The organism is Clostridium sp. LXY-7, assembly GCF_056172015.1.
In genome coordinates this window covers 194,149-218,144 of record NZ_JBLLJL010000005.1, presented here as the reverse complement: position 1 = coordinate 218,144, position 23,996 = coordinate 194,149, and the positions used below count along the sequence as shown (strand labels likewise).

Annotated in this window: 26 protein-coding genes; all 26 read left to right on the top strand. The window is 32.0% G+C overall.

What is annotated here, in order from left to right:
- Positions 1-143: 143 nt before the first annotated feature.
- The 26 genes from citD to ACI48Q_RS17235 all read left to right on the top strand — a co-directional run bounded on the left by citD (position 144) and on the right by ACI48Q_RS17235 (position 23,984).
- The gene (gene citD / locus ACI48Q_RS17360; protein ID WP_474920374.1) at positions 144-428 is read left to right on the top strand and encodes a citrate lyase acyl carrier protein; all 285 of its coding nucleotides are present in this window, start codon (positions 144-146) and stop codon (positions 426-428) included.
- Between the two features lie 39 nt (positions 429-467).
- Entirely contained in the window at positions 468-1,343 is an 876-nt protein-coding gene (locus tag ACI48Q_RS17355) for an aldolase/citrate lyase family protein (RefSeq protein ID WP_474920650.1), read from the top strand.
- A complete protein-coding gene (gene citF, locus ACI48Q_RS17350; RefSeq protein WP_474920373.1) occupies positions 1,336-2,880 on the top strand; it encodes a citrate lyase subunit alpha in 1,545 nt (514 codons plus the stop codon). The genes ACI48Q_RS17355 and citF overlap by 8 nt, the downstream gene beginning before the upstream one ends.
- Before the next feature lie 560 nt (positions 2,881-3,440).
- Entirely contained in the window at positions 3,441-4,574 is a 1,134-nt protein-coding gene (locus tag ACI48Q_RS17345) for a 1-propanol dehydrogenase PduQ (RefSeq protein ID WP_474920372.1), read from the top strand.
- Positions 4,575-4,834: 260 nt separating this feature from the next.
- Complete coding sequence (gene eutS / locus ACI48Q_RS17340; RefSeq protein WP_474920371.1) at positions 4,835-5,182, top strand: ethanolamine utilization microcompartment protein EutS; 348 nt, start codon at positions 4,835-4,837, stop codon at positions 5,180-5,182.
- 9 nt (positions 5,183-5,191) lie between these two features.
- The gene (locus ACI48Q_RS17335) at positions 5,192-5,635 is read left to right on the top strand and encodes a EutP/PduV family microcompartment system protein (RefSeq protein ID WP_474920370.1); all 444 of its coding nucleotides are present in this window, start codon (positions 5,192-5,194) and stop codon (positions 5,633-5,635) included.
- A gap of 121 nt (positions 5,636-5,756) precedes the next feature.
- The gene (locus ACI48Q_RS17330; RefSeq protein ID WP_474920369.1) at positions 5,757-6,332 is read left to right on the top strand and encodes an ANTAR domain-containing response regulator; all 576 of its coding nucleotides are present in this window, start codon (positions 5,757-5,759) and stop codon (positions 6,330-6,332) included.
- Positions 6,322-7,752: a sensor histidine kinase gene (locus ACI48Q_RS17325; protein WP_474920368.1), complete on the top strand. Its 1,431-nt coding sequence runs from the start codon at positions 6,322-6,324 to the stop codon at positions 7,750-7,752. Before ACI48Q_RS17330 ends, ACI48Q_RS17325 begins: the two co-directional genes overlap by 11 nt.
- A 182-nt stretch (positions 7,753-7,934) precedes the next feature.
- Positions 7,935-9,368 (top strand): ethanolamine ammonia-lyase reactivating factor EutA, encoded by a 1,434-nt coding sequence (gene eutA, locus ACI48Q_RS17320; protein WP_474920367.1) that lies wholly within the window; start codon positions 7,935-7,937, stop codon positions 9,366-9,368.
- A 17-nt stretch (positions 9,369-9,385) separates the two neighbouring features.
- Positions 9,386-10,750 carry an ethanolamine ammonia-lyase subunit EutB gene (locus ACI48Q_RS17315; RefSeq protein WP_474920366.1) on the top strand — a complete coding sequence of 455 codons (1,365 nt, stop codon included), beginning with the start codon at positions 9,386-9,388 and terminating at the stop codon, positions 10,748-10,750.
- 12 nt (positions 10,751-10,762) lie between these two features.
- The gene (gene eutC, locus ACI48Q_RS17310) at positions 10,763-11,647 is read left to right on the top strand and encodes an ethanolamine ammonia-lyase subunit EutC (RefSeq protein WP_474920365.1); all 885 of its coding nucleotides are present in this window, start codon (positions 10,763-10,765) and stop codon (positions 11,645-11,647) included.
- A gap of 17 nt (positions 11,648-11,664) precedes the next feature.
- Positions 11,665-12,318, top strand: a complete 654-nt coding sequence (gene eutL / locus ACI48Q_RS17305) for an ethanolamine utilization microcompartment protein EutL (RefSeq protein WP_474920364.1) — start codon at positions 11,665-11,667, stop codon at positions 12,316-12,318.
- A 13-nt stretch (positions 12,319-12,331) separates the two neighbouring features.
- A complete protein-coding gene (locus ACI48Q_RS17300) occupies positions 12,332-12,943 on the top strand; it encodes a BMC domain-containing protein (protein ID WP_474920363.1) in 612 nt (203 codons plus the stop codon).
- On the top strand, positions 12,943-14,406 hold the full coding sequence (locus ACI48Q_RS17295) for an acetaldehyde dehydrogenase (acetylating) (protein ID WP_474920362.1): 1,464 nt from the start codon (positions 12,943-12,945) through the stop codon (positions 14,404-14,406). Before ACI48Q_RS17300 ends, ACI48Q_RS17295 begins: the two co-directional genes overlap by 1 nt.
- A 137-nt stretch (positions 14,407-14,543) precedes the next feature.
- A complete protein-coding gene (gene eutM / locus ACI48Q_RS17290) occupies positions 14,544-14,831 on the top strand; it encodes an ethanolamine utilization microcompartment protein EutM (protein WP_474920361.1) in 288 nt (95 codons plus the stop codon).
- A 116-nt stretch (positions 14,832-14,947) separates the two neighbouring features.
- Positions 14,948-15,757, top strand: a complete 810-nt coding sequence (locus ACI48Q_RS17285) for a cobalamin adenosyltransferase (RefSeq protein ID WP_474920360.1) — start codon at positions 14,948-14,950, stop codon at positions 15,755-15,757.
- Positions 15,750-16,376 (top strand): ethanolamine utilization phosphate acetyltransferase EutD, encoded by a 627-nt coding sequence (gene eutD, locus ACI48Q_RS17280; RefSeq protein WP_474920359.1) that lies wholly within the window; start codon positions 15,750-15,752, stop codon positions 16,374-16,376. Before ACI48Q_RS17285 ends, eutD begins: the two co-directional genes overlap by 8 nt.
- Positions 16,377-16,403: 27 nt before the next feature.
- A complete protein-coding gene (locus ACI48Q_RS17275) occupies positions 16,404-17,102 on the top strand; it encodes a TIGR02536 family ethanolamine utilization protein (RefSeq protein WP_474920358.1) in 699 nt (232 codons plus the stop codon).
- Positions 17,103-17,114: 12 nt separating this feature from the next.
- Positions 17,115-17,387, top strand: coding sequence for a EutN/CcmL family microcompartment protein (locus ACI48Q_RS17270; RefSeq protein ID WP_474920357.1), 273 nt, complete (start codon positions 17,115-17,117; stop codon positions 17,385-17,387).
- Positions 17,380-17,925 (top strand): BMC domain-containing protein, encoded by a 546-nt coding sequence (locus ACI48Q_RS17265; protein ID WP_474920356.1) that lies wholly within the window; start codon positions 17,380-17,382, stop codon positions 17,923-17,925. The genes ACI48Q_RS17270 and ACI48Q_RS17265 overlap by 8 nt, the downstream gene beginning before the upstream one ends.
- 18 nt (positions 17,926-17,943) lie before the next feature.
- Positions 17,944-19,038: an ethanolamine utilization protein EutH gene (gene eutH, locus ACI48Q_RS17260; RefSeq protein WP_474920355.1), complete on the top strand. Its 1,095-nt coding sequence runs from the start codon at positions 17,944-17,946 to the stop codon at positions 19,036-19,038.
- Positions 19,039-19,094: 56 nt separating this feature from the next.
- Complete coding sequence (locus ACI48Q_RS17255) at positions 19,095-19,562, top strand: cupin domain-containing protein (protein ID WP_474920354.1); 468 nt, start codon at positions 19,095-19,097, stop codon at positions 19,560-19,562.
- Positions 19,563-19,875: 313 nt separating this feature from the next.
- Complete coding sequence (locus ACI48Q_RS17250) at positions 19,876-20,694, top strand: GDSL-type esterase/lipase family protein (protein WP_474920353.1); 819 nt, start codon at positions 19,876-19,878, stop codon at positions 20,692-20,694.
- A 12-nt stretch (positions 20,695-20,706) separates the two neighbouring features.
- Entirely contained in the window at positions 20,707-21,180 is a 474-nt protein-coding gene (locus tag ACI48Q_RS17245) for a DUF4358 domain-containing protein (RefSeq protein WP_474920352.1), read from the top strand.
- A gap of 111 nt (positions 21,181-21,291) precedes the next feature.
- A complete protein-coding gene (locus tag ACI48Q_RS17240; protein WP_474920351.1) occupies positions 21,292-22,698 on the top strand; it encodes an MBOAT family O-acyltransferase in 1,407 nt (468 codons plus the stop codon).
- 134 nt (positions 22,699-22,832) lie between these two features.
- The gene (locus tag ACI48Q_RS17235) at positions 22,833-23,984 is read left to right on the top strand and encodes a DHHW family protein (RefSeq protein ID WP_474920350.1); all 1,152 of its coding nucleotides are present in this window, start codon (positions 22,833-22,835) and stop codon (positions 23,982-23,984) included.
- Positions 23,985-23,996: the final 12 nt, after the last annotated feature.

Sequence of the window (23,996 nt, the reverse complement as noted above, 5' to 3'; positions counted from 1 at the left end):
TTTCATAATTTTCAGAAGAGTTATATCAAAGAAAGTGCATATTTATCTATTTCAGATTCAGGATTAAAAATTTTATCTATAGAAGATATAGAACTGAATGTTATGAAGTCATCATGAATTATATTATGTATGGAGGTATGGCTATGAAGCTTATTAAAAACGGAATGTGTGGTACTGTGGAGTCAAGTGACATTTTAGTTACTATTGAACCTAATGCAGATAAGGGGATAGAAATTCAATTAAAGAGTTCTGTGGAAATGCAGTTTGGCATGCATATTAAAAAGATTATTACAGATACCTTATTGGAATTACATATAGTGGATGCATTAGTAATTGCTAATGATAAGGGAGCGCTAGACTGTGTTATCAAATCTAGAGTGCAGACTGCGGTGTACAGAGCTGCAAATAGTGAAGATTATAAGTGGTAGGGAGTGAGAGTTTTGGAAAATATAAAATTAAGAAGAACTATGATGTATGTTACCGCAAGCAATCCAGCGAATGTTAAAGATGCACATATTTATGGTTCAGATTCCATTATGTTCGACTTAGAAGATTCTGTATCAATAGATCAAAAGGATGCCGCAAGATTTCTTATATATAATGCTTTAAAAACTGTCAATTATAGAGGTAAGGAATTAGTAGTTAGGGTTAATGGACTGGATACACCTTTTGGAAAAGAAGATTTTAAAGCCATGGTTAAGGCTAAGCCTCACATTATTAGGTTACCTAAAACCGAATCTCCAGAAGATATAAGAGAGGCGGATAAACTTATAACTTCTATAGAAAAAGAATCGGGAATGGAAGTAGGAGCTGTAAAACTCATGGCAGCTGTAGAGAGTCCAATGGGAATTATAAATTGTTTTGATATAGCAAAATCAAGTCCAAGACTAGTGGCAATGGCTATAGGAGCAGAAGACTTTGTTACCAGTATGAAGACTAATAGATCTTTAGATGGAGAAGAACTTATAGTTGCCAGGGGACAGCTACTTCTTGCCTGTAGAGCAGCTGGAATTTATGCTCTTGATACAGTTTTTTCAGATATCAATGATGACCAAGGTCTAGAAAATGAAACAAGGAGAATTCACAAATTGGGTTTTGATGGAAAATCTGTTATACATCCTAGACAAATACCTATTGTACACAAGGTTTTTGAACCCACACAAAAGCAGATTGACTTTGCACTAAGGACTTTTAAGGCCATTGAAGAAGCAGAAAAGAATAATTCTGGAGTTATTGCACTTGATGGAAAAATGATAGATAAACCAATAGTGGAGAGAGCAAGAAGAGTAATAAGTCTTGCAAAGGCTACAGGTATGTATAAAGGTGGTGATTTATATGAATAAAAATAGAGTAGAAAGATTAATTCCAGAGGAGCTTGGGGGTAGAATTCTTGAGTCCTATGAGGGAGCTTTCACAAAAGAACCAGTAGGTAGAAGGACTGGAAAGCTTCAGAGAAAAATAGAACCAGGTGAGAGTAAACTTGTAGAAAATATTGAGAAGGCAGTTTTTGCAGTAGGGTTAAAGGATGGAATGACCATATCTTTTCATCATCATTTTAGAGATGGAGATTATATAATACTAAAGGTGTTAGAAGTAATTAAGAACCTTGGGATTAAGGATTTAGTTTTAGCACCTAGTTCCTTGACAGATGTTCATGACCCTGTAGTAGAGTATATTGAGGCTGGTGTAATTAGAAGAATTGAGACTAGTGGTTTAAGAGGAAAATTAGGTCAAGCTATATCTAAGGGAATATGCAAGGAGCCTGCAATTCTTCGTTCTCATGGAGGAAGAGCGAGGGCAATTGAAGCTGGTGAAATTAAAATAGATGTAGCTTTCTTGGGAGTTCCAACTTGCGATGAATATGGAAATGGAAATGGTTATTTTGGGAAAAGTATATGTGGTGCTTTAGGCTATGCATTAATAGATGCTAAATATGCAGAAAAGGTAATACTTTTAACGGATAATTTAGTTCCCTATCCATGTTCACCTATAAGTATTGAACAGACTAATGTAGACTACGTGGTTGTGGTGGATGAAGTAGGTGATGGATCTAAAATCAGTTCAGGAGCGGTGAGAGTTACAAAAGATCCAAGATCACTGTTGATTGCAAGAAATACTACAGAGGTTATTACAGAATCAGGTTACTTTAAGAATGGTTTTTCTATGCAGACTGGCTCTGGAAATATATCCATAGCTGTTACTCAATTTGTAGGAGAAAGAATGAAAGAAGAGAATATCAAGGCTAGTTTTGCATTAGGAGGCATAACAGGCACCTTTGTAAAACTACATGAAGAAGGATATATAGACACCTTAATAGACACTCAAACCCTTGATTTAGACGGCTGCAGATCAATAAAGGAAAATAGTAAGCATATTGAGGTGGATACTAGCTTCTATGCAAATCCTCATAATGGAGGAGCAATAGTAAATAAACTTGATGTAGTAGTATTAAGTGCATTAGAAATAGATGTAAATTTCAATGTAAATACTTTAACTGGAGTAAATGGAGAAATAAGAGGAGCTGTTGGTGGACATCAGGATACTGCTGCAGGGGCTAATTTAGCAATTGTTGTTGCACCATTAGTTAGAGGGCGAATCCCTTCTGTTGTAAAAAAAGTAAACAACATTAATACTCCTGGAGAAAGTATAGATGTACTTGTTACGGACTATGGAATTTCTGTAAATCCGCTAAGACAAGACCTACTAGAAAGATATAAAAAAGCACAGCTACCGCTAATGACTATAGAGGAGTTACAAAGAGAAGCAGAGGAAATTGTAGGAATTCCCGAATCTATTAAGTATACAGAGGATATTGTAGCATTAGTGGAATATAGAGATGGAACAATCATTGATGTAGTAAAGAAGTTGGATGTAAACTAGATTAATTAACAAATATTCACTACAAAAAACTCCATTGTCATAATGATAAAAGTTAATGTAACGGTTATAAAATAATATAGCTTAAGAATATTTATTTAAATCTCTTTAAAAAAAATTATGAACAAGTCCCTATCTATTAAAAATATTATACAATAATATTGAATAATTATATATTATTGCAATTTAAAATTAAGAGATATGTTATAAATTTAATAAGTTGAAAAGAAATAAAAATATTATTTTATGTATAATAATTTCAATCTAACATAAAAATATTACTAAAGAGTTTAGATAAATTGATATGTAATTTATTTAAGTTTTGCATCAAAGTAGATGTGTATTGACATTTTATTTTCAAAATAGTATATTAAGATTGCATACAGTGAAGTGTGTAACATAGTGAGCATCGAAGCTCCATAGGAAATTCCTATGGAGTTTTTTTGACTTTTATAGGGTAAATTGCTTCGATATCATGATAAAAATTAGTATTAATGATATGCAGTTTTACATCAAGTCTTGTTAGAATAGCTTCCAAAGCGAAAAAAGAAAGGAGATTACATATGCAAGATTTTAAAATAAAAACCCATGTCTACTTTGGTGAAGGTGCCTTAGATAGATTAAAGGAAATCGGAAATAAAAAGGTATTTATTGTTACTGACCCATTCATGGTTAAATCAGGTATGATAAATAATATTACTGAAAAATTAACAGAAGCACAGGTGAGCATTTTTAGTGAGGTGGTTCCAGATCCTCCTATTGATCTTATAGTTAAGGGAATAGAAGAGTTACAAAAAGCAAATCCTGAGGTTTTAATAGCATTAGGAGGCGGATCATCTATTGATGCGGCTAAAGCTATTATGGATTTTGCAAAGAAAATAACTGATGTGAAAAATATAGAGTTTATAGCTATACCAACCACCAGTGGAACCGGATCAGAGGTAACCTCCTTTGCTGTAATTACAGATAAGGAGAAGGGCGCAAAATATCCGTTAGTCTCTGATGAACTGCTTCCTAATGTGGCTATTCTTGATCCACAGTTAGTTAAAACAGTTCCAAATTTCATAACAGCAGATACAGGCATGGATGTAATCACTCATGCGTTAGAGGCTTATGTGTCAACTAATGCCACAGATTTTTCAGACGCACTTGCTGAAAAAGCTTTAGTCTTATCTTTTGGGAATTTGTTAAAGGCTTATGAGAATGGTGAAGATATGATAGCTAGAGAAAAAATGCATAATGCTTCTTGTCTTGCAGGAATTGCATTCAATTCAGCATCCCTTGGAATAAATCATTCAATGGCCCATATAATAGGTGGAAAATTTCATGTTCCTCATGGAAGAACAAATTCTCTTTTATTACCACAGGTAATTGAATTTAATGCTGAAATAGTAGGATATGAGAATAACAATTATTCTTTAGCTGCTAGAAAATATAATAATATAGCAAAACTATTGGGACTTCCAGCATCGAACCCAAGAATGGGAGTAAGAAGCTTGATAAATGAAATTAAAAAGCTTCAAAAGGCAATGAAGATGCCAGTTAACTTAAAGGCTTGTGGAGTAGATTTAAAAGCTTTAGACAATCTGAAAAATGAAATGGCAGAGATAGCTCTTCAAGATGCTTGTACTATAACTAACCCGAGAGTTCCTGAGAAGTTAGACATTATTACAATTTTTGATAAGATTAAAGAATAGGTAAATAATATAGTCTTAAAACATTGACAAGGATATTTGATGAGTATATAATTATAGATGCACAAAGGTGTGCATAATGATGATAGCAATGGAGCTTCTTAAAAATATTACATATTTTTAAGGGGCTTTTGATTTTTAAAATTACAGAAAATTTACTTATATCTTAAAATAAAAATTTATAATCCTTAGTATGAGTAAAAAATACTTTTCATAAGCATACTAAGTGTGTAAATGTAAGTGGATAAGGCTAGGTGATATAAATGCATGAAGACAAACAAAGGGTAATACAAGAATATGTACCTGGAAAACAAGTAACACTTGCCCATATAATAGCTAATCCTAGTGAAGATATCTATAAAAAATTAGGGTTAGTTATGGATAAGAGAGATGCTATAGGCATTTTAACAATTACACCTAGTGAAGCTTCTATTATTGCTGCTGATGTGGCAACTAAGTCTGCAGGAGTTAATTTAGGCTTTGTAGATAGGTTTAGTGGTTCAGTAGTTTTAACTGGAGATGTTAGTTCAGTTGAAGCGGCACTGAGAGAAGTAGTAGATGTACTTGGAAGTTTATTAAATTTTACTTCACCTACTATCACAAGGACATAGGTGGAGCAGATGAAAAAAGTTATATTTGTTGGCACTACAGGAAGTGGGAAAACTACTCTCTGCCAAAAACTTAATGAGGAGAATATTGAGTATAAAAAGACTCAAGCAGTGGAATTCTATGATAAATCCATTGATACTCCTGGAGAATACATAGAAAATAGAGTTTACTATAAGGCTTTAATCGTTACAGCAGCAGAGGCAGATGTTATTGCCATAGTTTATGATTGTAGCGATGAGGCAAACTACATACCGCCTGGTTTTGCAAGTATGTTTGCAAAAGAGGTAATTGGTATAATAACGAAGATAGATCTTGCAATGGATAATTCTCAGGTTGAAAGAGCTGAGGAGATTTTAACATTAGCAGGAGTTTCAAGGATTTTTAAGGTTGACACCTTAAAAGAGACTGGTATTAAAGATCTACTTGAATATCTAAACTCACCAAGTAATTCATAACGTCAAGTTGAGATTTAATAGTAGGAATACTTTTTCTAATTTGAACTTAGAAAAACTTATACACATAAGTGCACAAGTCTAGGATATTAATCATCAGATAAATTGAGGTGAATTTTAAAAAATGAAAAAAAGCATTATAATAGTCGATGATGAGCCTATTATTAGAATGGATATTATGGATATTTTACAGGCTGAAGGTTACGATGTAGTAGGAGAAGCCGCAGATGGATTTAGCGCTATTGAACTTTGTAAAAAGCATAATCCAGATTTAGTCATAATGGATATTCAAATGCCAGTTTTAGACGGATTGAAAGCAAGCAAAAGGATTAGTATGGAAAGTTTAGCAGGAGGAATACTGCTACTTACCGCATTTAGCAGTGGAGATTTCATTGAAAAAGCTAAAAATGTTGGAGCTTATGGGTATTTAGTAAAACCTCTAGATGAAAAATCTTTTATACCTACTGTAGAAATGTGCTTATCACGAGCTCAAGAATTTAAAAAATTAAAAACTGATTTAAAAAAAATAACACTGAAGCTAGATGAAAGAAAACTTCTTGAAAAAGCAAAAGGTATTCTTATGAAGGAATTAAATACTGATGAGGAAGAAGCTTATAAATTTATTAGAAAGCTAAGCATGGACAAAAGATGTTCTATGACTGAAATTGCTAAGACGGTGATAATAGGATATGAAGAATAGTGAAACTATAAAAAATTTGTGTAATAGATGTAGCAATCTTAATTATAAGGATGTAGAAAAAATTTTAGATATTGCTAAATCCATAGAACTTATATGTAATGTGGAAGAGAGTGATGTGTTTATAGATATACCTACTTATAATAAGGATATTGCATTAGTGGTGGCAGAAGCAAAGCAGGAAAAAACACCATATAGTTACTCTGTTGTAGGGAAAAAAGCTCTGAGAGAAAATGAACCCGGAGTATTACAAACTTTAGAAACAGGAATTGCTAGTAAAGGAATAAGAGCTATTACTCAAGAAAATAAATTTGTTAGACAGAAAGTTTATCCTATAGAAAATGATGAAAAAACCATAGCAGTGCTAATTATAGAAGAAGATATCAGCAAGGAAATTAAAGAAGATTTTAAAATTGATGAGGATAATTTAAATAAAGTTAATACGAAATCACATCAACTTATGAATTTAATAAACTCTAATCAGCTGATAAATAATAATCTTAATGATGCAATCTTAGTATTTGACGAAAGTGGAATTCTTAAAATAAAAAATACTAAGGCTAATATGCTGTATGGCAATTTAGGATATGGAGATATAGAGGGAAGTCACTATGATGATCTATCACTAGATAATAGTACTTTTACTAGCTATAAAATAGAGATATCTGAAAATAGTGAAGAGAAGGTTATAAGAAAAGAGATTAAAATAGGGGAAATTTATTATAAGTTGAAGACTATTTTAATAAATGAAGATGACTTAAGGGTGATAGAAATTATACAGGATATAACAGACATAAAAAATAAAGAGGCAGAGATAATTTCTAAATCTGTTGCCATAAGGGAAATACATCATAGGGTTAAAAATAATTTACAAACAGTAGCATCCTTACTTAGAATACAAAGTAGAAGATGTAGTAGTGTAGAAGCTAAGATTAGCTTGAATGAAAGTGTTAATAGGATATTAGCAATTGCAGCAACCCATGAACTTTTATCTAGAGAGATGAGAGACGAGGTAAAGATACTAGATGTAATAAATGCAATAGTAGATAATGCAAAAAGATGTTTTAATAACAGTACACAAAAAATTAGAATTAAAGTTAAAAGTGAAGATTTCTATTTGGATACGGATAGAATAACAGCAGTTTCTCTAATAGTTAATGAGCTTATACAAAATTGTTATGATCATGGCTTTGAGGATAGGGAATCTGGCAATATTTCTATAGAGATTTCAGGAGATGAAATTACAAAAAAAATATTAGTAGTAGATGATGGTATAGGATTTAAGGATTTAGAATCAGTGAATTCTAGTCTAGGATTATCTATAGTTAACAGTTATGTTAAAGATAAATTAAGAGGAACCTTGGATATAACATCCAACGAACATGGAACAAGAGTGGAAATTACTTTTCCAATGAAATTTTAATAGGTACTATAAGCTACGATGATAGGTAGCTTGAATTAAGCAAAGAGGCTTAAGGTTATAGAAGAGATAAGCTAAGTTATTAGTATTATTTCTGTAACTTTAAGCCTTTTTATTTAGACATTTTTAATAAAATAAGTGCAAACATGTAAGGATTTTATTTGAGATGTCATGGAGGTGAATGTATGAGAGAGGAATTATTAAGTGTTGGAATCGATATTGGAACTAGCACAACTCAATTAATATTTTCAAAGCTGATTATTGAAAATACAGCCTCAAGCTTTTCGGTGCCAAGAATATCTATAGTAGATAAAGAGGTGATCTATAGGAGCAATGTTTATTTTACACCACTTATATCAAATACAGAGATTGATGCAGAAAAGGTAAAGGAAATAGTTGATTTAGAGTATAAAAAGTCTGGAATAGAAAAAGACGATATAAAAACAGGGGCTGTAATTATTACAGGAGAAACTGCAAGAAAAGAGAATGCCAATGAGGTACTCCATACCTTAAGTGGGTTTGCAGGTGACTTTGTAGTTGCTACGGCAGGACCAGATCTTGAAAGTATAATATCAGCTAAGGGAGCAGGAGCTCATATTTATTCAAAGGAGCACTCAACTAGTGTTGTAAACATGGATATTGGCGGAGGAACAAGTAACCTTGCAGTATTCACTAGGGGAGATGTAAAAGAAACAGGATGCTTAGATATAGGTGGAAGACTTATAAAGCTAAATCCTGATAATAATGAAATAATATATATTGCTCCTAAGGTACAGAGGATTATCAATGAAAATAATCTGGATATAAAACTGGGTTATAAGGCTACTATAGAGATGCTTACTCCAGTAGTTAAAGAAATGGTTAAGTATTTGGAGGAAAGCGTAGGAATTCATACTAAAGATTCATTATTTGATTACATAGTAACTAATAAATCTATAGGTTTGAATGAGGAGATAAAATGTATATCCTTTTCTGGTGGAGTAGCTGACTACATCTATTATGATGGTGTTATTGATGACTATTTCAAATATGGAGATATAGGAATACTTTTAGGTCAAGAAATTAAAAAGTCAAATTTGTGCAAGAAGCTAAAGGTTATAAAGTCTATAGAGACTATTAGAGCCACAGTGGTAGGAGCTGGTTCCCATACCACAGAAATTAGTGGAAGTACAATTACATATACTCAAGAGAACTTTCCAATTAAAAATCTACCAATATTAAAATTATCTCTTGAGGATGAAAGTAAAGGTTCACATGAATTATCTAAAGCAATCAGGGAAAAACTTAATTGGTTTAAACTTGAAAATGACTTACAGAGAATAGCCATAGGAATCAATGGGAAGAAAAATCCTTCCTTTACGGACATACAAGAATATGCAAAAGGTCTCGTAGATGGGATGGAAGAGCTTATCAAGAGGGAGTTACCACTAATTATTATAGTGGAAAACGATATGGCAAAGGTATTAGGTCAGGCAATATATTTTCTAATGAACTTTGAAAAAGATGTGGTTTGTATTGATGGAGTTAAAGTGGAAAACGGAGATTACATCGATATAGGCAAGCCGATAGCAGAGGGTAAAGTATTACCTGTAGTTATAAAGACATTAGTATTCAACTAAATGGAAGGAGGATTATCGTGATTCTAAAAACTAAGTTATTTGGAAAAACATATCAATTTAAATCTGTAATGGATGTAATGGCGAAGGCCAATGAGGAAAAGTCAGGTGATAGATTAGCAGGAGTTGCTGCTGAATCATCTGAAGAGAGGGTGGCAGCTAAGGTTGTATTATCACACCTTACTATGTCAGACCTTAGAAATAATCCAGCTGTACCTTATGAAATAGATGAGGTAACTAGAATAATTCAAGATGCAGTAAATGAAAAAATATATGGTGAAATTAAGAACTGGACAGTATCAGATTTAAGAGAGTGGATATTAGATGAGAACACTACAGGAACTGATATAAGAAGAATATCAAGAGGTTTGACTTCAGAGATGGTAGCTGCAGTAGCTAAGATTATGTCTAATATGGATTTAGTATATGGAGCTAAAAAAATAAAGGTTACTGCTCACTGTAATACTACTATAGGAGAGCCGGGAACATTATCAGCAAGATTACAACCAAATCACCCAACAGATGATCCAGATGGAATATTAGCATCACTACTTGAAGGTTTAACTTATGGAATAGGGGATGCGGTTCTTGGATTAAATCCAGTTGATGACTCTGTTGAGAGTGTAACTAAAGTATTAAAGAGATTTGAAGAAATCAAACAAAAATTTGAGATTCCAACTCAAACTTGTGTACTTGCACACGTAACTACACAGATGGAAGCTATCAGAAAAGGTGCTCCAGCTGATCTTATATTCCAATCTATAGCAGGTTCAGCTAAAGGAAATGAAGCTTTTGGATTTGATGCTGCAACTATAGAAGAAGCAAGACAACTTGCATTAAAAGAAGGAACTGCAACAGGTCCAAACGTAATGTACTTTGAGACAGGTCAAGGTTCAGAACTTTCTTCAGATGCTCACTATGGAGTAGACCAAGTAACTATGGAGGCTAGATGTTATGGATTTGCTAAGAAATTCAATCCATTCTTAGTTAACACAGTTGTTGGATTTATAGGACCTGAGTATCTATATAACTCAAAACAAGTTATAAGAGCAGGACTTGAGGATCACTTCATGGGTAAATTAACAGGAATACCAATGGGAGTAGATGCTTGCTACACTAACCATATGAAGGCTGATCAAAACGATATAGAAGACTTATCAATATTATTAACAGCAGCAGGATGCACATACTTTATGGGAATTCCTCATGGTGATGACGTAATGCTTAACTACCAAACAACTGGATATCATGAGACTGCTACATTAAGAGAAATGTTTGGATTAACAGCAATAAGTGACTTCCATAAGTGGATGGAAAAAATGGGATTAGTTGAAAATGGTAAATTAACTAGCAGAGCGGGCGACGCATCAATATTCTTAGGATAGGAGGACCTCTTGATGAACGAACAAGAATTAAAATTAATGGTTGAGAAGCTACTAGGAGAAATGGTTGGAAAAGTAGCTACAGAGGATATAGTAAAGCAGGTTGTAAATGGTACATCTACATCAATAGATGAAAATGGATGCATACCTGATATTACAGAAGTTGATATAAAGAAACAACTTTTAGTACCGAACCCAGCAGATAGGGAAGGGTACTTAAAAATGAAAGAAAGAACTCCAGCAAGACTGGGTATATGGAGAGCAGGTACAAGATATAAGACTGAAACTGCATTAAGAGTTAGGGCAGACCATGCTGCAGCTCAAGACTCAGTATTCTCTTATGTTTCAGAAGACTTTGTAAAAGAAAATAATTTAGTACCAGTAAACACAATGTGTAAAAGTAAGGATGAATACATAACTCGTCCAGACCTTGGAAGAAAATTTGATGAAGAAACAACTAAATTCATCAAGGATAGATTTGGAAAAGGTCAGAAAGTACAGATAATGGTAGGAGATGGTTTAAGTTCAGCTGCTATAGAAGCTAACTTAAAAGACGTAGTTCCTGCAATTAAACAAGGACTAAAAATGTATGGAATAGAAACTGGAGAAATTTTATTTGTTAAACACTGCAGAGTTCCATCAATGGATGCTGTAGGAGATGCTACAGGAGCAGAGGTTGTTTGTTTACTAGTTGGAGAGAGACCAGGTCTAGTTACAGCGGAGTCAATGAGTGCTTACATAGCTTATAAGCCAACAGCAAACATGCCAGAAGCAAGAAGAACTGTTATATCAAACATTCATAAGGGTGGTACAACAGCAGTTGAAGCTGGTGCTCACATAGCTGAGTTAATCAAGACAATGCTTGATAAGAAAGCTTCAGGAATAGATTTAAAACTATAATCTAGGGGGAATTAACTGTGATAAATGAAGCAATACGTCCAACAGTACTTAGTGTTAAGATAATTTCAAATGTAAGTCCAGAAATGGCAGCTAAATTAGAACTTGAGCCCCATCATAAAAGCTTAGGACTAATAACAGCAGATGTAGATGATGTAACTTATACAGCATTAGATGAAGCTACAAAAGCTGCTGAAGTTGATGTAGTTTATGCTAGATCAATGTATGCTGGTTCAGCAAACGCATCTACAAAACTTGCTGGAGAAGTTATAGGAATTATAGCAGGACCAAGTCCAGCAGAAGTTAGAAGCGGATTAAATGCTGCTCTTGATTTTATGGAAAATGGAGCACACTTTGTAAGTGCTAATGAAGATAATTCAATAGCTTACTATGCTCATTGTGTATCAAGAACAGGAACATACCTTTCTAAAGTAGCAGGAGTAAAAGAGGGAGAGGCTATTGCATACTTAGTAGCTCCACCACTTGAAGCTATGTACGGATTAGATGCAGCATTAAAGGCAGCAGATGTTCAGTTAAAGGAGCTATTTGCACCACCAACTGAAACTAACTTTGGAGGAGCACTATTAACAGGTTCTCAATCTGCATGTAAAGCTGCATGTGATGCCTTTGCAGAAGCTGTTAAATCAGTAGCTCAAGAGCCAATAAACTTTTAATAGGTTTATTTAGATGAGTGATGCATTAGGATTAATAGAGGTAAATGGTTATGTAGCAGCTATAGGAGCTGCCGATGCTGCGCTAAAGTCTGCAAATGTACATTTACTTGGATTGCAAAAGGTAAAAGCAGGAATAACTACAGTTAAGATAACAGGGGATGTAGGTGCTGTTATGGCAGCGGTTGAGGCTGGAACAGCCTCAGCAAATGTCCTTGGTAAACTTAGAGCAAGTCATGTGATTCCAAGACTTCATGAGGATGTATACAAAATTCTGCCAGACTTTGAGAAAAGAGTGGCAGAAGAAGAAAAAGTAGAAGTTCTTGAGAGTGAAGTAGTAGTTACAGAAAAAATAAGCCCTAAAAAGGAAACTGAAGTAGTTAAAGAAGCTGCAATAAAAGAAGCTAAAGATGAAGAGATTCTAGAAAAAATTGAAGAAATAGATGAAGTAATAGATGAAGAAAAACATGAAGCAGTGGTAGATTTTAACTCCATGAAAGTGGAAGAATTAAGACGATTGGCAAGGAGTTTAAATTTACCTAACATGACTAATAAGCAAATAAAATTCGCTAAGAAGGATATTTTGCTTAAGGTCATATCAGAATTTTATAAAGAGGGTGACAAGTAGTGGAATTAACAGATAAGGATTTATTATCAATTCAAGAAGTTAGATGTCTTATGAAAAAGTCAAAAGAGGCTCAGTTAAAACTTGCTGAAATGTCTCAAAGTCAAATAGATGCTATAGTAAAGGCTATTGCTGAAGCAGCAATTGCAAATGCAGAAAGATTAGCTAAAATGGCTAATGAAGAAACCGGTTTTGGAATATGGAAAGATAAAACATTTAAAAATATATTCGCATCTAAATTTGTTTATGAAGCAATAAAAGATATGAAAACAGTAGGTGTAATTAGAGAAGATAACGACAACAAAGTTATAGACATAGCTGTACCTATGGGAGTAGTAGCTGGATTAATCCCATCTACAAATCCAACTTCAACAGCTATATATAAAACGTTAATTTCTTTAAAGGGTGGAAACTCAATAGTGTTCTCACCACATCCAAATGCTAAAAAATGTATATTAGAAACAGTGAGAATCATGAAGGAAGCAGCTATAAAGGCAGGATGTCCAGAAGATGCTATAACATGCATTACTATTCCTACACTACAAGCTACAGATACCTTAATGAAACATGAGGATACAGCGATGATCCTTGCAACTGGTGGATCTGCAATGGTTAAGGCTGCATATTCTTCAGGAACTCCAGCTCTAGGAGTTGGTCCAGGAAATGGTCCAGCATTTATAGATAAGAGTGCTAATGTAGAATTAGCAGTTAAGAGAATCATAGCTTCTAAAACTTTTGATAATGGTAGTATTTGTGCATCAGAGCAATCAATAGTTATAGAAGAATCTATGAGAGAAAAAGTAACAGCTGAGCTTAAAAAGCAGGGAGCTTATTTCTTAAATAAAGAAGAAGCTGCACAACTTGGAAAGTTCATCATGAGAGCTAATGGAAGCATGAATCCACAAATAGTTGGAAAAAGTGTAGAAACTATAGCAAAGCTTGCAAGCTTAAACAATGTACCATCATCAGCAAAAGTATTAATAGCTGAGGAAACAGAGGTTGGACCTAACGTTCCATATTCAAGAGAAAAGCTTACTCCTATATTAGCTTTCTATGTAGAGAAAAATGTAGATGCAGCTTGTGAAAAATGTAGATTAATACTTCTTAATGAGGGAGCAGGGCATACATTCTCAATTCATGCTGAAGATAAAGATGTAATTATGAAATTTGCTCTTAAAATGCCGGTATCAAGAATACCAGTTAATACACCAAGTACACTAGGAGGTATCGGAGCAACTGTTAATTTAATGCCAGCACTAACATTAGGTTGTGGAGCTATAGGAGGAAGTGCAACTTCTGCCAACGTAGGGCCATTGGACTTAATTAACATTAAGAAAGTAGCTTACGGAGTTAGGGAATTTGAAGATTTAAAAGCTGAAAATAATTCAAATACCTGTGTAACTAGCAATCAAACTGAAGAACTTATAGAGTTATTAGTTAAAAGAATTATCAATGAGTTAAAATAATTTGATATTTTTTAAATAAATAACATACTACTAAATTATTTAGTAGTAGATGCTTAATTTTAAAATTTATTATATATGGCATATTAAAATTAATTTTATATGCAAAGTAATAGCTTAATTATGAGGAGGAATTTATAATGGCAAACGCAAATGCATTAGGAATGATTGAAACAAAGGGATTAGTAGGAGCTATAGAAGCTGCTGACGCAATGGTTAAAGCTGCTAATGTACAATTAGTAGGAAAAGAGCAAGTTGGAGGCGGACTTGTAACAGTTATGGTAAGAGGAGACGTTGGAGCTGTTAAAGCTGCAACAGATGCTGGTGCAGCTGCTGCAGAAAGAGTTGGAGAACTAGTATCAGTTCACGTAATTCCAAGACCACACTTTGAAGTAGACGCTATATTACCAAAAATAAAAGAGCAATAAAAAATATTTTTAGCATTTTCAAAACAAAACTAGTTGTTTTGTTGGAGGTGCAGTAGAGATGTACTGTGGTCTTTGGTCATAGTACATCTCCTACATCTAATAAGGGATGTGAATATATGGCGGTAATTACAGAAAGTGAATTAAGAAGACGCTTGAAGGGGAAGGACTTTAAAGAGTTTAAAGAATTTAAGGTTCTAAAGGGAGAAATTATAACTCCTTCTGCAAAATCTTTTTTAATAGAAAATAATATTGTATTAAAATATATAGATTCTTTAGAGGATTCTATAGAAGAAGCAGAAGTTAAAAAACCAGTTAAGAAGGAACTTCAGTTAAAAAGTAAAGAAAAATCTGTAATTTATAAGTATAAGACCTTATTTGGAGCAGAGTTAGCTGAGAAGCCAGAACATATGACTCAGTTATATGGAGATCTTCTTGTATTTAAAGATCATAAGAGAATAATACTTAGAGGGAAGATGGATTCTTTGGAGGGTAAGATTTTAGAAATTCAAGTGTTGTGTTCAAAATTAGAACATAATAAGTTAGTACAGGACCTTCAAGAAGTTTTAGATTTCATAAGAAAGTTAGTGAGATGTGAAGTACTAGATGAACCAGTAGGAGAATTTTCACTTCAAAATATGACATTAGCAGATTTAAGAGAAAAATCTCATCATCCTCAAAAATATTTTGGTATAGGACACTTTTTTCCAGACTATTCTATGGGAGAAGTGGTAGTAGAGTTAAATAGCTGTAGAACTCTTATAAGAGAGACTGAACTTGTTGCCTATGAAGCTTTTAAGGGACAATATGGAGAAGTTGATAGAGAAGATATAATTACAGCTTTAAATAGGCTATCATCCCTATTCTGGATAATGATGTTTAAATATAGAACTGGAAAATATAGTGAACAGGAGAAAGTAAATGGATAATTCTTTTTTAAATATAGTAGTAGATGAAGTAATCCAAAGAGTAAAAAAAGAGGCATTCATAGAAGTTGAAGCTTCAGGAAGACACGTTCATTTAAATAGAGATCATATAAATATACTTTTTGGGGAAGGATATGAGCTTACAAGGCTTAAAGACCTATCTCAACCAGGACAATATGCATGCAAGGAAAGAGTAACTGTAACAGGACCTAAAGGAACTCTTAAAAATGTTGTAGTCCTTGGACCAGAAAGACCAGATACTCAAGTTGAAGTTTCTTTAACAGATGCACTTCCATTAGGATTAAAGGTGCCTGTAAAAGAAAGCGGAGATATTTCCAACACTCCAGGTATAACTATTTCAACTGAAAGAGGATCTATAACTATTGATAAGGGTGTTATAGTAGCAAAAAGACATATTCATATAACTCCAGAGGATGCAGAAAAATTTGGAGTTAAAGATAAAGAAATTGTTAAAGTTAAAGTCTTTGGCTCTAGACCATTAATATTTGATGACGTAGTTATAAGAGTAAGTCCAAAGTTTGCCACATATATGCATATAGATTATGATGAAGCAAATGCATGTGGATTTACTAAAGGAACCCTTGGAAGAATAGTTAAGTAATAAAATCTCTAGGGGGGAGATAGTTAAATGAATTATAGTGAATTAGTAGATTTAATAGTAAAAGAAGTTTATAACAAACTACAACAACCATTAAGCACCATAAAGTCAGAAACAATTGATGATAGGAAAACACTGGTAGTCTTTGATGAAGAAAATATAGAAAAATACAATTCTATAGTAGGTCATAGCTACAAAATACTTCCTTATACTGTGGATGTAAAGGATTGTGATGTAATCTTCGTATCAAAATTGTGTTTAAAGGGATTAGCTAATTTAGCTACTTTAAACTTAGATACCCCAGAACAGAACTTCATGGTAAAGATGCTTATGAAGGGAAAAAAAGTATATATATTAGAAGATGGTATTCAATACAGAAGGTATAAGAATACAGCTCCTAAACCACTATATAATAAATATATTGAGTTTGAAAAAGAATTAATAAAACATGGAATGGATATAATAGAATCAATAAGTTCAATAGAAGATAGAAAATCTACTATTGAAGCAAAAGAGAAAAAAGTTGAAGCAGTAGTTTCTGCAATAGAAAATTCTATGGTGGAAGAAAATTCTTTTGAGATAAGAAATAAAAAACTTATTACAGAAGCAGACTTAAAGAAGCCTTTTATGAATGGAATGAAATCAGTAGTTATAGATAAAAAGAGTATAATAACTCCTCTCGCTAATGATTTTATAAGACTCCATCACTTAAAGGTGAAAAGAGTATAGTGGAGGAATAAAATGGTTATAGGAAGAGTTGTGGGAAGATTATGGGCTACTAGAAAAGATGAAAAGTTAAATGGACAAAAGTTCTTAATAGTTAGACTATTAAAGGACAAGGAACAGGAAATGGAAGGTTTTTTTGTGGCAGCAGATAATGTAGGAGCAGGTACTGGAGATATGGTTCTAATCACTAAGGGAAGCTCAGCAAGAGTTTCCCTAGGTGAGAGCCATGTGCCAGTAGATGCTGCTATAGTAGGAATTATTGATTCCATGGAGGTAGAAGATGAATAAGAGCCTTGGTTCAATAGAGTTTAGAAGCATTGCAAAAGGTATCGAAGTAGCAGATGGTATGGTTAAAAAGGCATCTATAGAGATACTTCTTTTAAAGACTATATGTCCTGGTAAGTTTCTGTTAATCTTATCTGGTCATGAGGATGAAGTTAAAGAGGCCGTGGACTATGGTTTAGATGCTGCTCATGGATATGTAGTAGATAGTTTCACAATAAATGCTGTCCACAATGATATTATTCAAGGATTTAAAAATAAATATGGAGAATATAACAGAGGTGCTCTAGGAATAATGGAGACTATTAATGTTTGTAGTGGGATTTATGCTTTAGATAAAGCATTAAAAAGCTCTAATGTTACTCTAGCGAAACTTCAACCTGCCTTTGGTATAGGTGGAAAGTTAGTATATATTGTTTCAGGAGAAGTTAGTGATGTAGAGCATGGAATGAGTATAGCTAGAGAATCATTAGAAGATAAGAAAATAGTAAATATAAGTGTTATAGCTTCACCGGATGAACTTATAATTTCAAAATTACTTTAATTGGGAGGAAATGAAACAATGGGAATAAATGAAATTATTATATATATAATGGTTGTTTTCATGGCTTTAGGAGCAATAGATAAATGCATAGGTAATAAATTTGGCTTAGGTGAAAAATTTGAAGAAGGTTTCATGGCTATGGGATCACTAGCACTAGCTATGGTTGGAGTTATATGTCTTGCACCAGTACTTGCAAATATATTGAAACCAGTAGTTGTGCCTGTATTTGACCTATTAGGTGCAGATCCAGCGATGTTTGCTGGTTCATTACTTGCTAATGATATGGGTGGAGCTCCACTAGCAGCCGAGCTTGCTAGAGATCCACAAGCAGCATTATTCGGAGGACTTATAGTAGGAGCTATGATGGGACCTACTATAGTATTCACAATACCAGTTGCACTAGGAATAATTAATAAAGAAGATCAAAGATTTTTAGCTACAGGAGTATTAGCAGGAGTTATCACAATTCCAGTTGGAGCTTTTGTAGGAGGATTAGTAGCTGGATTCCCAGTTATGATGGTATTAAGAAACCTAATTCCAATAGTTATATTTGCAGCTATTATAGCAATAGGATTATGGAAGTTTGAAAAAGCCATGATAACAGGATTTACATATTTTGGTAAGTTTGTAGTTATATTAATTACATTAGCATTAGCAGCAGCAGTTATAGAACAATTAACAGGAATAGTATTAATTCCAGGAATGAATCCAATTCATGAAGGTATTGCAATTGTTGGAGATATAGCTATAGTTCTTGCAGGAGCATTCCCACTAGTACTTGTTATAACTAAAGTATTCAAGAAGCCATTAATGGCATTAGGAAAAGTTTTAGGAATGAACGATATAGCAGCAGCTGGTATGGTTGCTAGTTTAGCTAACAGTATTCCAATGTTCGGCATGATGAAAGATATGGATAATAGAGGAAAAATCATCAATGTTGCATTTGCAGTTTCAGCAGCTTTTGTATTTGGAGATCACTTAGGATTCACAGCTGGATTTAATTCAGAAATGATATTTCCAATGATAGTTGCTAAATTAGTTGGAGGAATAGCAGCAGTAATACTTGCTATATTCATTGCTAATAGTATGTTAGGTAAAGAGGAAGCAAAATAATAATTATACATTATTAGCTATTATTTCTTAAATACCTACAGAGGAGGAAAGTAATTATGCAAAATATTGATAAAGATTTACTAGAGAAGTTAGTAAGACAAATTATAGAAGAAAAGATTAGTGGAGCTAAAGATTCAGTAGACTTCGTTAGAAATAGGGATATAAGTGGAATTACATCAGTAAAACTTCCAACAGTTAAGGTTGATGAATCAAATAGATTAGATACAGGAAATCCTAAAGATGTAGTTTATACTAAGGATATTTTTACAATAGAAGAAAGCCCAAGACTAGGTTGTGGAATGATGGAAATGAAAGAAACAACTTTCGATTGGACACTAAATTATGATGAAGTTGACTATGTAATTGAAGGACATCTAGATATAATCATAGATGGAAGAAAAATATCAGCAGATGCTGGAGAACTAATTTTAATACCAAAAGGAAGTAAGATTCAGTTCTCAGTTCCAAATTATGCTAGATTTATATATGTAACATATCCAGCAGATTGGGCAAACCAAAATTAAGTAAAATAGAGAAGTAAGATAAAAATTTCTTACTTCTCTTTTTTTATTAATAATATGTTTTTATGGGCAATAGTAGCGATAAATTAATTTTTAGTATTTTGCTAATTCAAATTATTGGAGGTATATTAAAATGTTATTCTAAAAAACTATAAAAATATTTAAGAGTAAATTAAAAGAGAGAAGTAAGACAAAAATTCTTATTCCTCTCTTTTTTTCTACATTTGTAACTAATTCTTAATAAAATAAACCATTAACAGTAATACAATAATAACTGTGGCGTAATATATTAAAAATAAGAAAGAAGAGATCAAAGTTGAATATTGAAGCAAGAAATCATGGCAAAAGAGAGATAAGAAAATATAATGTTATAAAGTGGAGGTTTGTAGGGGTTTTAACAGTAGTATTTTTAATAATTATTGGATATAAAGCTATTAAAAACTCAACTATATATGCCAAAGAGAATTTAAACATTCAGGAAGGAATAAACACTTTAAGGACATTAGAGAATAAAGATATAGCGACTATAGAAATTAATATAAATAAAGTAAGAGAAGAATTAAATAGGAAAAGTAAACAAGAGGAAAAAGTAGAAATAAAAGATGAAAGAGATTTTAATACAATATTTAAAAATACAGTATTTATGGGAGATTCCATTTCGGAGGCACTAAGTGAATATGAGCTACTTCAAAAATCTTCTGTAGTAGCAATAAAAGGAAGGGATGTAATAAAAGCAACACAGGATATAAGCACTGTAGCTAATCTAAATCCTCAAAATATAATTATGTTCTATGGAATGAATGACCTGCTTTTATTTAAAGACACAGAGAGTTTTGTAAAACATTATGAGAAACTGATTAAAGAAATAAAAGATAAATTACCTAATGTAAGAATATACATAAACTCAGTATTTCCAGTTCAATCTAAGGTTAGTAATAAGGAGCCAAGCTATGAAAATTATGATGATTTTAATGTAGGATTACAAGACATGTGTAGCAGACTTTCTATTAATTTTATTGATACTGCATATCTAGTGAAAGAAAATAATGAATTATATGAGCAAGATGGAATACATCTAGTACCTAAATTTTATACACAATGGTTAGATATTATAAAGGAAAAAATAGAGCTGTAAGAGGTGAAACAAATGAAGAAAAGCATAGTAAGAAATTTATTAGTAGTATTTTTTATACTTACTACAGCTATGACTATAAGTGGATGTAATAATGAACCAGAAGCATCTCTAAAGGAGATAATTACATCTATGAAAGTCAATATAGATTCAGAAAGTATGAAACAAGGAGATAATAAGGCATTGAAAAGATTTTATGGATTAAATTCCAATGATTTTCAAGAAGTTATCTTATATGTACCAAAAACATCCATGGATGTTAATGAGCTACTTATTATAAAAGTTAAAGATAGTTCCCAGGTTGAAGGTATAGAAGCAGCTATAGAGGAAAGAGTTGATAGACAGCTTGAGAATTTTAATGGTTATGGAGTAGAACAATGTGCATTGCTTGAAGATTATGAAACTAAAGTAGTGGGTAATTATTTTTTTTATACAGTAGCAAAAGATTCAGAAGGCTTAAAAGTTAAATTTACTGAAGCGATGAAATAGATATCCTTAAATTTTAGACTAGTATATTGAAGTAAAAAATTTACTATACTAAAATCTAAACAGATTAAGCTTTTACAACATAATAAAATACATAAGAGAAGAGGAAAAACTATGGTTTTTAGCAGTATATTTTTTATTTTTACGTTTTTACCTATAACATTAATACTATATTACATAACTCCTAAAGGTTTTAGAAATATAGTATTACTAGTAATGAGCTTAATGTTTTATGCATGGGGTGAACCTACATATATATTTCTTATGGTGTTTACTACTGTATTTGATTATTTTTCAGCACTATATATAACTAAAAATAAAGAGGATAAATTAAGGAAAAGGAATATTTTTATATTTACAGTAATAGTAAATTTAGCTATATTGGGATTTTTTAAATACTATGGATTTTTTATAGATAATATAAATAGTATTTTTCATTTAAATATAGAATATAAAGGATTACCATTACCTATAGGAATATCTTTTTATACCTTTCAAACCTTATCTTATATAATTGATGTATATCTAGGAAAAGTGAAGGTTCAAAAGAGTCTTATAGATTTTAGTCTATATGTCACTATGTTTCCTCAGCTAGTAGCAGGGCCTATTGTAAGATATTCTGATATTACAGAGCAATTGAGATATAGAGAAGAAGGAATAAATAGCTTTGGAGAAGGTGTAGAAAGATTTATTCAAGGATTAGGAAAGAAAGTGCTTTTAGCAAATAATATAGGTATGCTTTGGACTACTATTCAAAGTACAAATTTTGGGAATTTATCAGTAGTAACTGCTTGGTTAGGTATAGCGGCTTTTACTTTCCAAATATATTTTGATTTTAGTGGATATTCAGATATGGCTATAGGACTTGGAAAGATGTTTGGATTTGAATTTATAGAGAATTTTAATTATCCATACATATCACAAAGTGTAACAGAGTTTTGGAGAAGATGGCATATATCTTTAGGCTCCTGGTTTAGAGAGTACATATATATACCATTAGGAGGGAATCGAAGAGGATTTTTAATGCAGTGTAGAAACTTGTTTGCGGTTTGGATACTAACTGGATTATGGCATGGAGCTAGTTGGAATTTTGTGGCTTGGGGATTATATTATGGAATTATACTATTTATAGAAAAATTATTTTTAAAGAGAGTTCTAGAATTATTGCCTAAATTTTTATCTCATATTTATACAATGGTAGTAGTAATGGTAGGATGGGTATTTTTCGGAATGGACAAACTATCCCATGGAGTAGATTACATAAAGGTTATGTTTGGTTTTGGATCTAATCCGATAATAGATAGTTCAGCTATATATTATCTAAACACCAATTTAATTCTATTCATAATTCTAGTTATAGCATCTACCCCTGTAATGAACAGTATATTTGAAAATATTAAAAGATATAAGAAAAATAAAGGAGTAATAATTGCTACAGCAATCCTTATGATTATAAATATACTAGCTATAGCTTATTTAGTTAACGAAACTTATAATCCTTTTTTATATTTTAGATTTTAAATCTATAAATAATAGTAGGAAGAAATTACTTCAAGACTTTCGTAAATAGACTTTAGGAAGAGATGATTTCATAGAACGTATTATTTATATAAAAATATGTACTTTACACCTATATTGGGAAGGACAAGATAATTATGAAGAATAGATACAATAAGAAGTTATATTCATTTAGTTTGACATTTAGTTTTTTACTACTTTTAGCTACAATTGGAGTATTAAATATAGCTTCTAAGGATAAAACTTTTTCTGAAAATGAAAATAGAAAATTAGCTAAAAAACCTAAATTTTCAATAGAGAGTATTTTTGATGGAAGATATACAAAAAAAACTGAAAAATATGTAGCAGATCAATTTATAGGAAGAGACGGATTTATAAAAATTAAAACTAATACAGATAAATTATTAGGCAAAAAGGAAGAAAATGGAGTTTACATTGGTGATGAGGGATATTTAATAGAGCAATTTAAAGTTCCATTAGAAGAGAATCTCAATAGAAATTTAGAGGCTATAAATAAGTTCTCAAATAAGTATAAGGATATGAAACAATATATGGTCATAGCACCTAATGCTGTAAGTATACTTAAAGATAAGCTTCCTAGTAATGCGCCTGTAGTATCCCAAAAACTATATCTTGATAAACTTAAGAAAACTATAGGGAAAAATGTGGAATTTGTAGATGTTTTTAATAGTTTATATGAGCATAAAGATGAATACATATATTATAAAACAGATCATCATTGGACCACTTTAGGTGGATATTACACCTTTTTAAAATTGGCGGAAAACATGAAATTAGAGGTTAAACAGAATTATTATGATTTAAAAATAGTTGAAAATAGATTTTATGGTACTCTTTCTTCTAAAGTAGGAATAAAAAATAAAGAGCCAGATAGTATAAATATTTACCTGCCCAAAAACGGAGCAGATGAAGTGTCTGTTAACTATGTAGAAGAAAAAAAGAAAACCACCTCTTTATATAATAGCAAAAAGCTTAATACTAAAGATAAGTATGGTGTATTTTTAGAAGGAAATCATCCCTTAGTGAAAATAAATACAATAGCTAATAATAATGATAGATTATTATTAATAAAAGATTCCTATGCAAATTCTTTTGTGCAATTTCTAACTCCATATTTTAGTGAAATAGTGTTAGTAGATCCAAGATATTATTATGAGGATTTATATAAGCTAATAAGTGAAGAAAAAATAACTCATACTTTATTTTTATATAATGCAAATACCTTTTTTCAAGATAATTCACTATCAGCAGTATTGAATAATGAATAATGAATGAAATAC

Coding starts and splice junctions, on each gene's coding strand:
- citD (WP_474920374.1), top strand. CDS start 144: ATGAAGCTTATTAAAAACGGAATGTGTGGTACTGTGGAGTCAAGTGAC.
- ACI48Q_RS17355 (WP_474920650.1), top strand. CDS start 468: ATGATGTATGTTACCGCAAGCAATCCAGCGAATGTTAAAGATGCACAT.
- citF (WP_474920373.1), top strand. CDS start 1,336: ATGAATAAAAATAGAGTAGAAAGATTAATTCCAGAGGAGCTTGGGGGT.
- ACI48Q_RS17345 (WP_474920372.1), top strand. CDS start 3,441: ATGCAAGATTTTAAAATAAAAACCCATGTCTACTTTGGTGAAGGTGCC.
- eutS (WP_474920371.1), top strand. CDS start 4,835: ATGCATGAAGACAAACAAAGGGTAATACAAGAATATGTACCTGGAAAA.
- ACI48Q_RS17335 (WP_474920370.1), top strand. CDS start 5,192: ATGAAAAAAGTTATATTTGTTGGCACTACAGGAAGTGGGAAAACTACT.
- ACI48Q_RS17330 (WP_474920369.1), top strand. CDS start 5,757: ATGAAAAAAAGCATTATAATAGTCGATGATGAGCCTATTATTAGAATG.
- ACI48Q_RS17325 (WP_474920368.1), top strand. CDS start 6,322: ATGAAGAATAGTGAAACTATAAAAAATTTGTGTAATAGATGTAGCAAT.
- eutA (WP_474920367.1), top strand. CDS start 7,935: ATGAGAGAGGAATTATTAAGTGTTGGAATCGATATTGGAACTAGCACA.
- eutC (WP_474920365.1), top strand. CDS start 10,763: ATGAACGAACAAGAATTAAAATTAATGGTTGAGAAGCTACTAGGAGAA.
- ACI48Q_RS17300 (WP_474920363.1), top strand. CDS start 12,332: ATGAGTGATGCATTAGGATTAATAGAGGTAAATGGTTATGTAGCAGCT.
- eutM (WP_474920361.1), top strand. CDS start 14,544: ATGGCAAACGCAAATGCATTAGGAATGATTGAAACAAAGGGATTAGTA.
- ACI48Q_RS17285 (WP_474920360.1), top strand. CDS start 14,948: ATGGCGGTAATTACAGAAAGTGAATTAAGAAGACGCTTGAAGGGGAAG.
- eutD (WP_474920359.1), top strand. CDS start 15,750: ATGGATAATTCTTTTTTAAATATAGTAGTAGATGAAGTAATCCAAAGA.
- ACI48Q_RS17275 (WP_474920358.1), top strand. CDS start 16,404: ATGAATTATAGTGAATTAGTAGATTTAATAGTAAAAGAAGTTTATAAC.
- ACI48Q_RS17270 (WP_474920357.1), top strand. CDS start 17,115: ATGGTTATAGGAAGAGTTGTGGGAAGATTATGGGCTACTAGAAAAGAT.
- ACI48Q_RS17265 (WP_474920356.1), top strand. CDS start 17,380: ATGAATAAGAGCCTTGGTTCAATAGAGTTTAGAAGCATTGCAAAAGGT.
- eutH (WP_474920355.1), top strand. CDS start 17,944: ATGGGAATAAATGAAATTATTATATATATAATGGTTGTTTTCATGGCT.
- ACI48Q_RS17255 (WP_474920354.1), top strand. CDS start 19,095: ATGCAAAATATTGATAAAGATTTACTAGAGAAGTTAGTAAGACAAATT.
- ACI48Q_RS17245 (WP_474920352.1), top strand. CDS start 20,707: ATGAAGAAAAGCATAGTAAGAAATTTATTAGTAGTATTTTTTATACTT.
- ACI48Q_RS17240 (WP_474920351.1), top strand. CDS start 21,292: ATGGTTTTTAGCAGTATATTTTTTATTTTTACGTTTTTACCTATAACA.
- ACI48Q_RS17235 (WP_474920350.1), top strand. CDS start 22,833: ATGAAGAATAGATACAATAAGAAGTTATATTCATTTAGTTTGACATTT.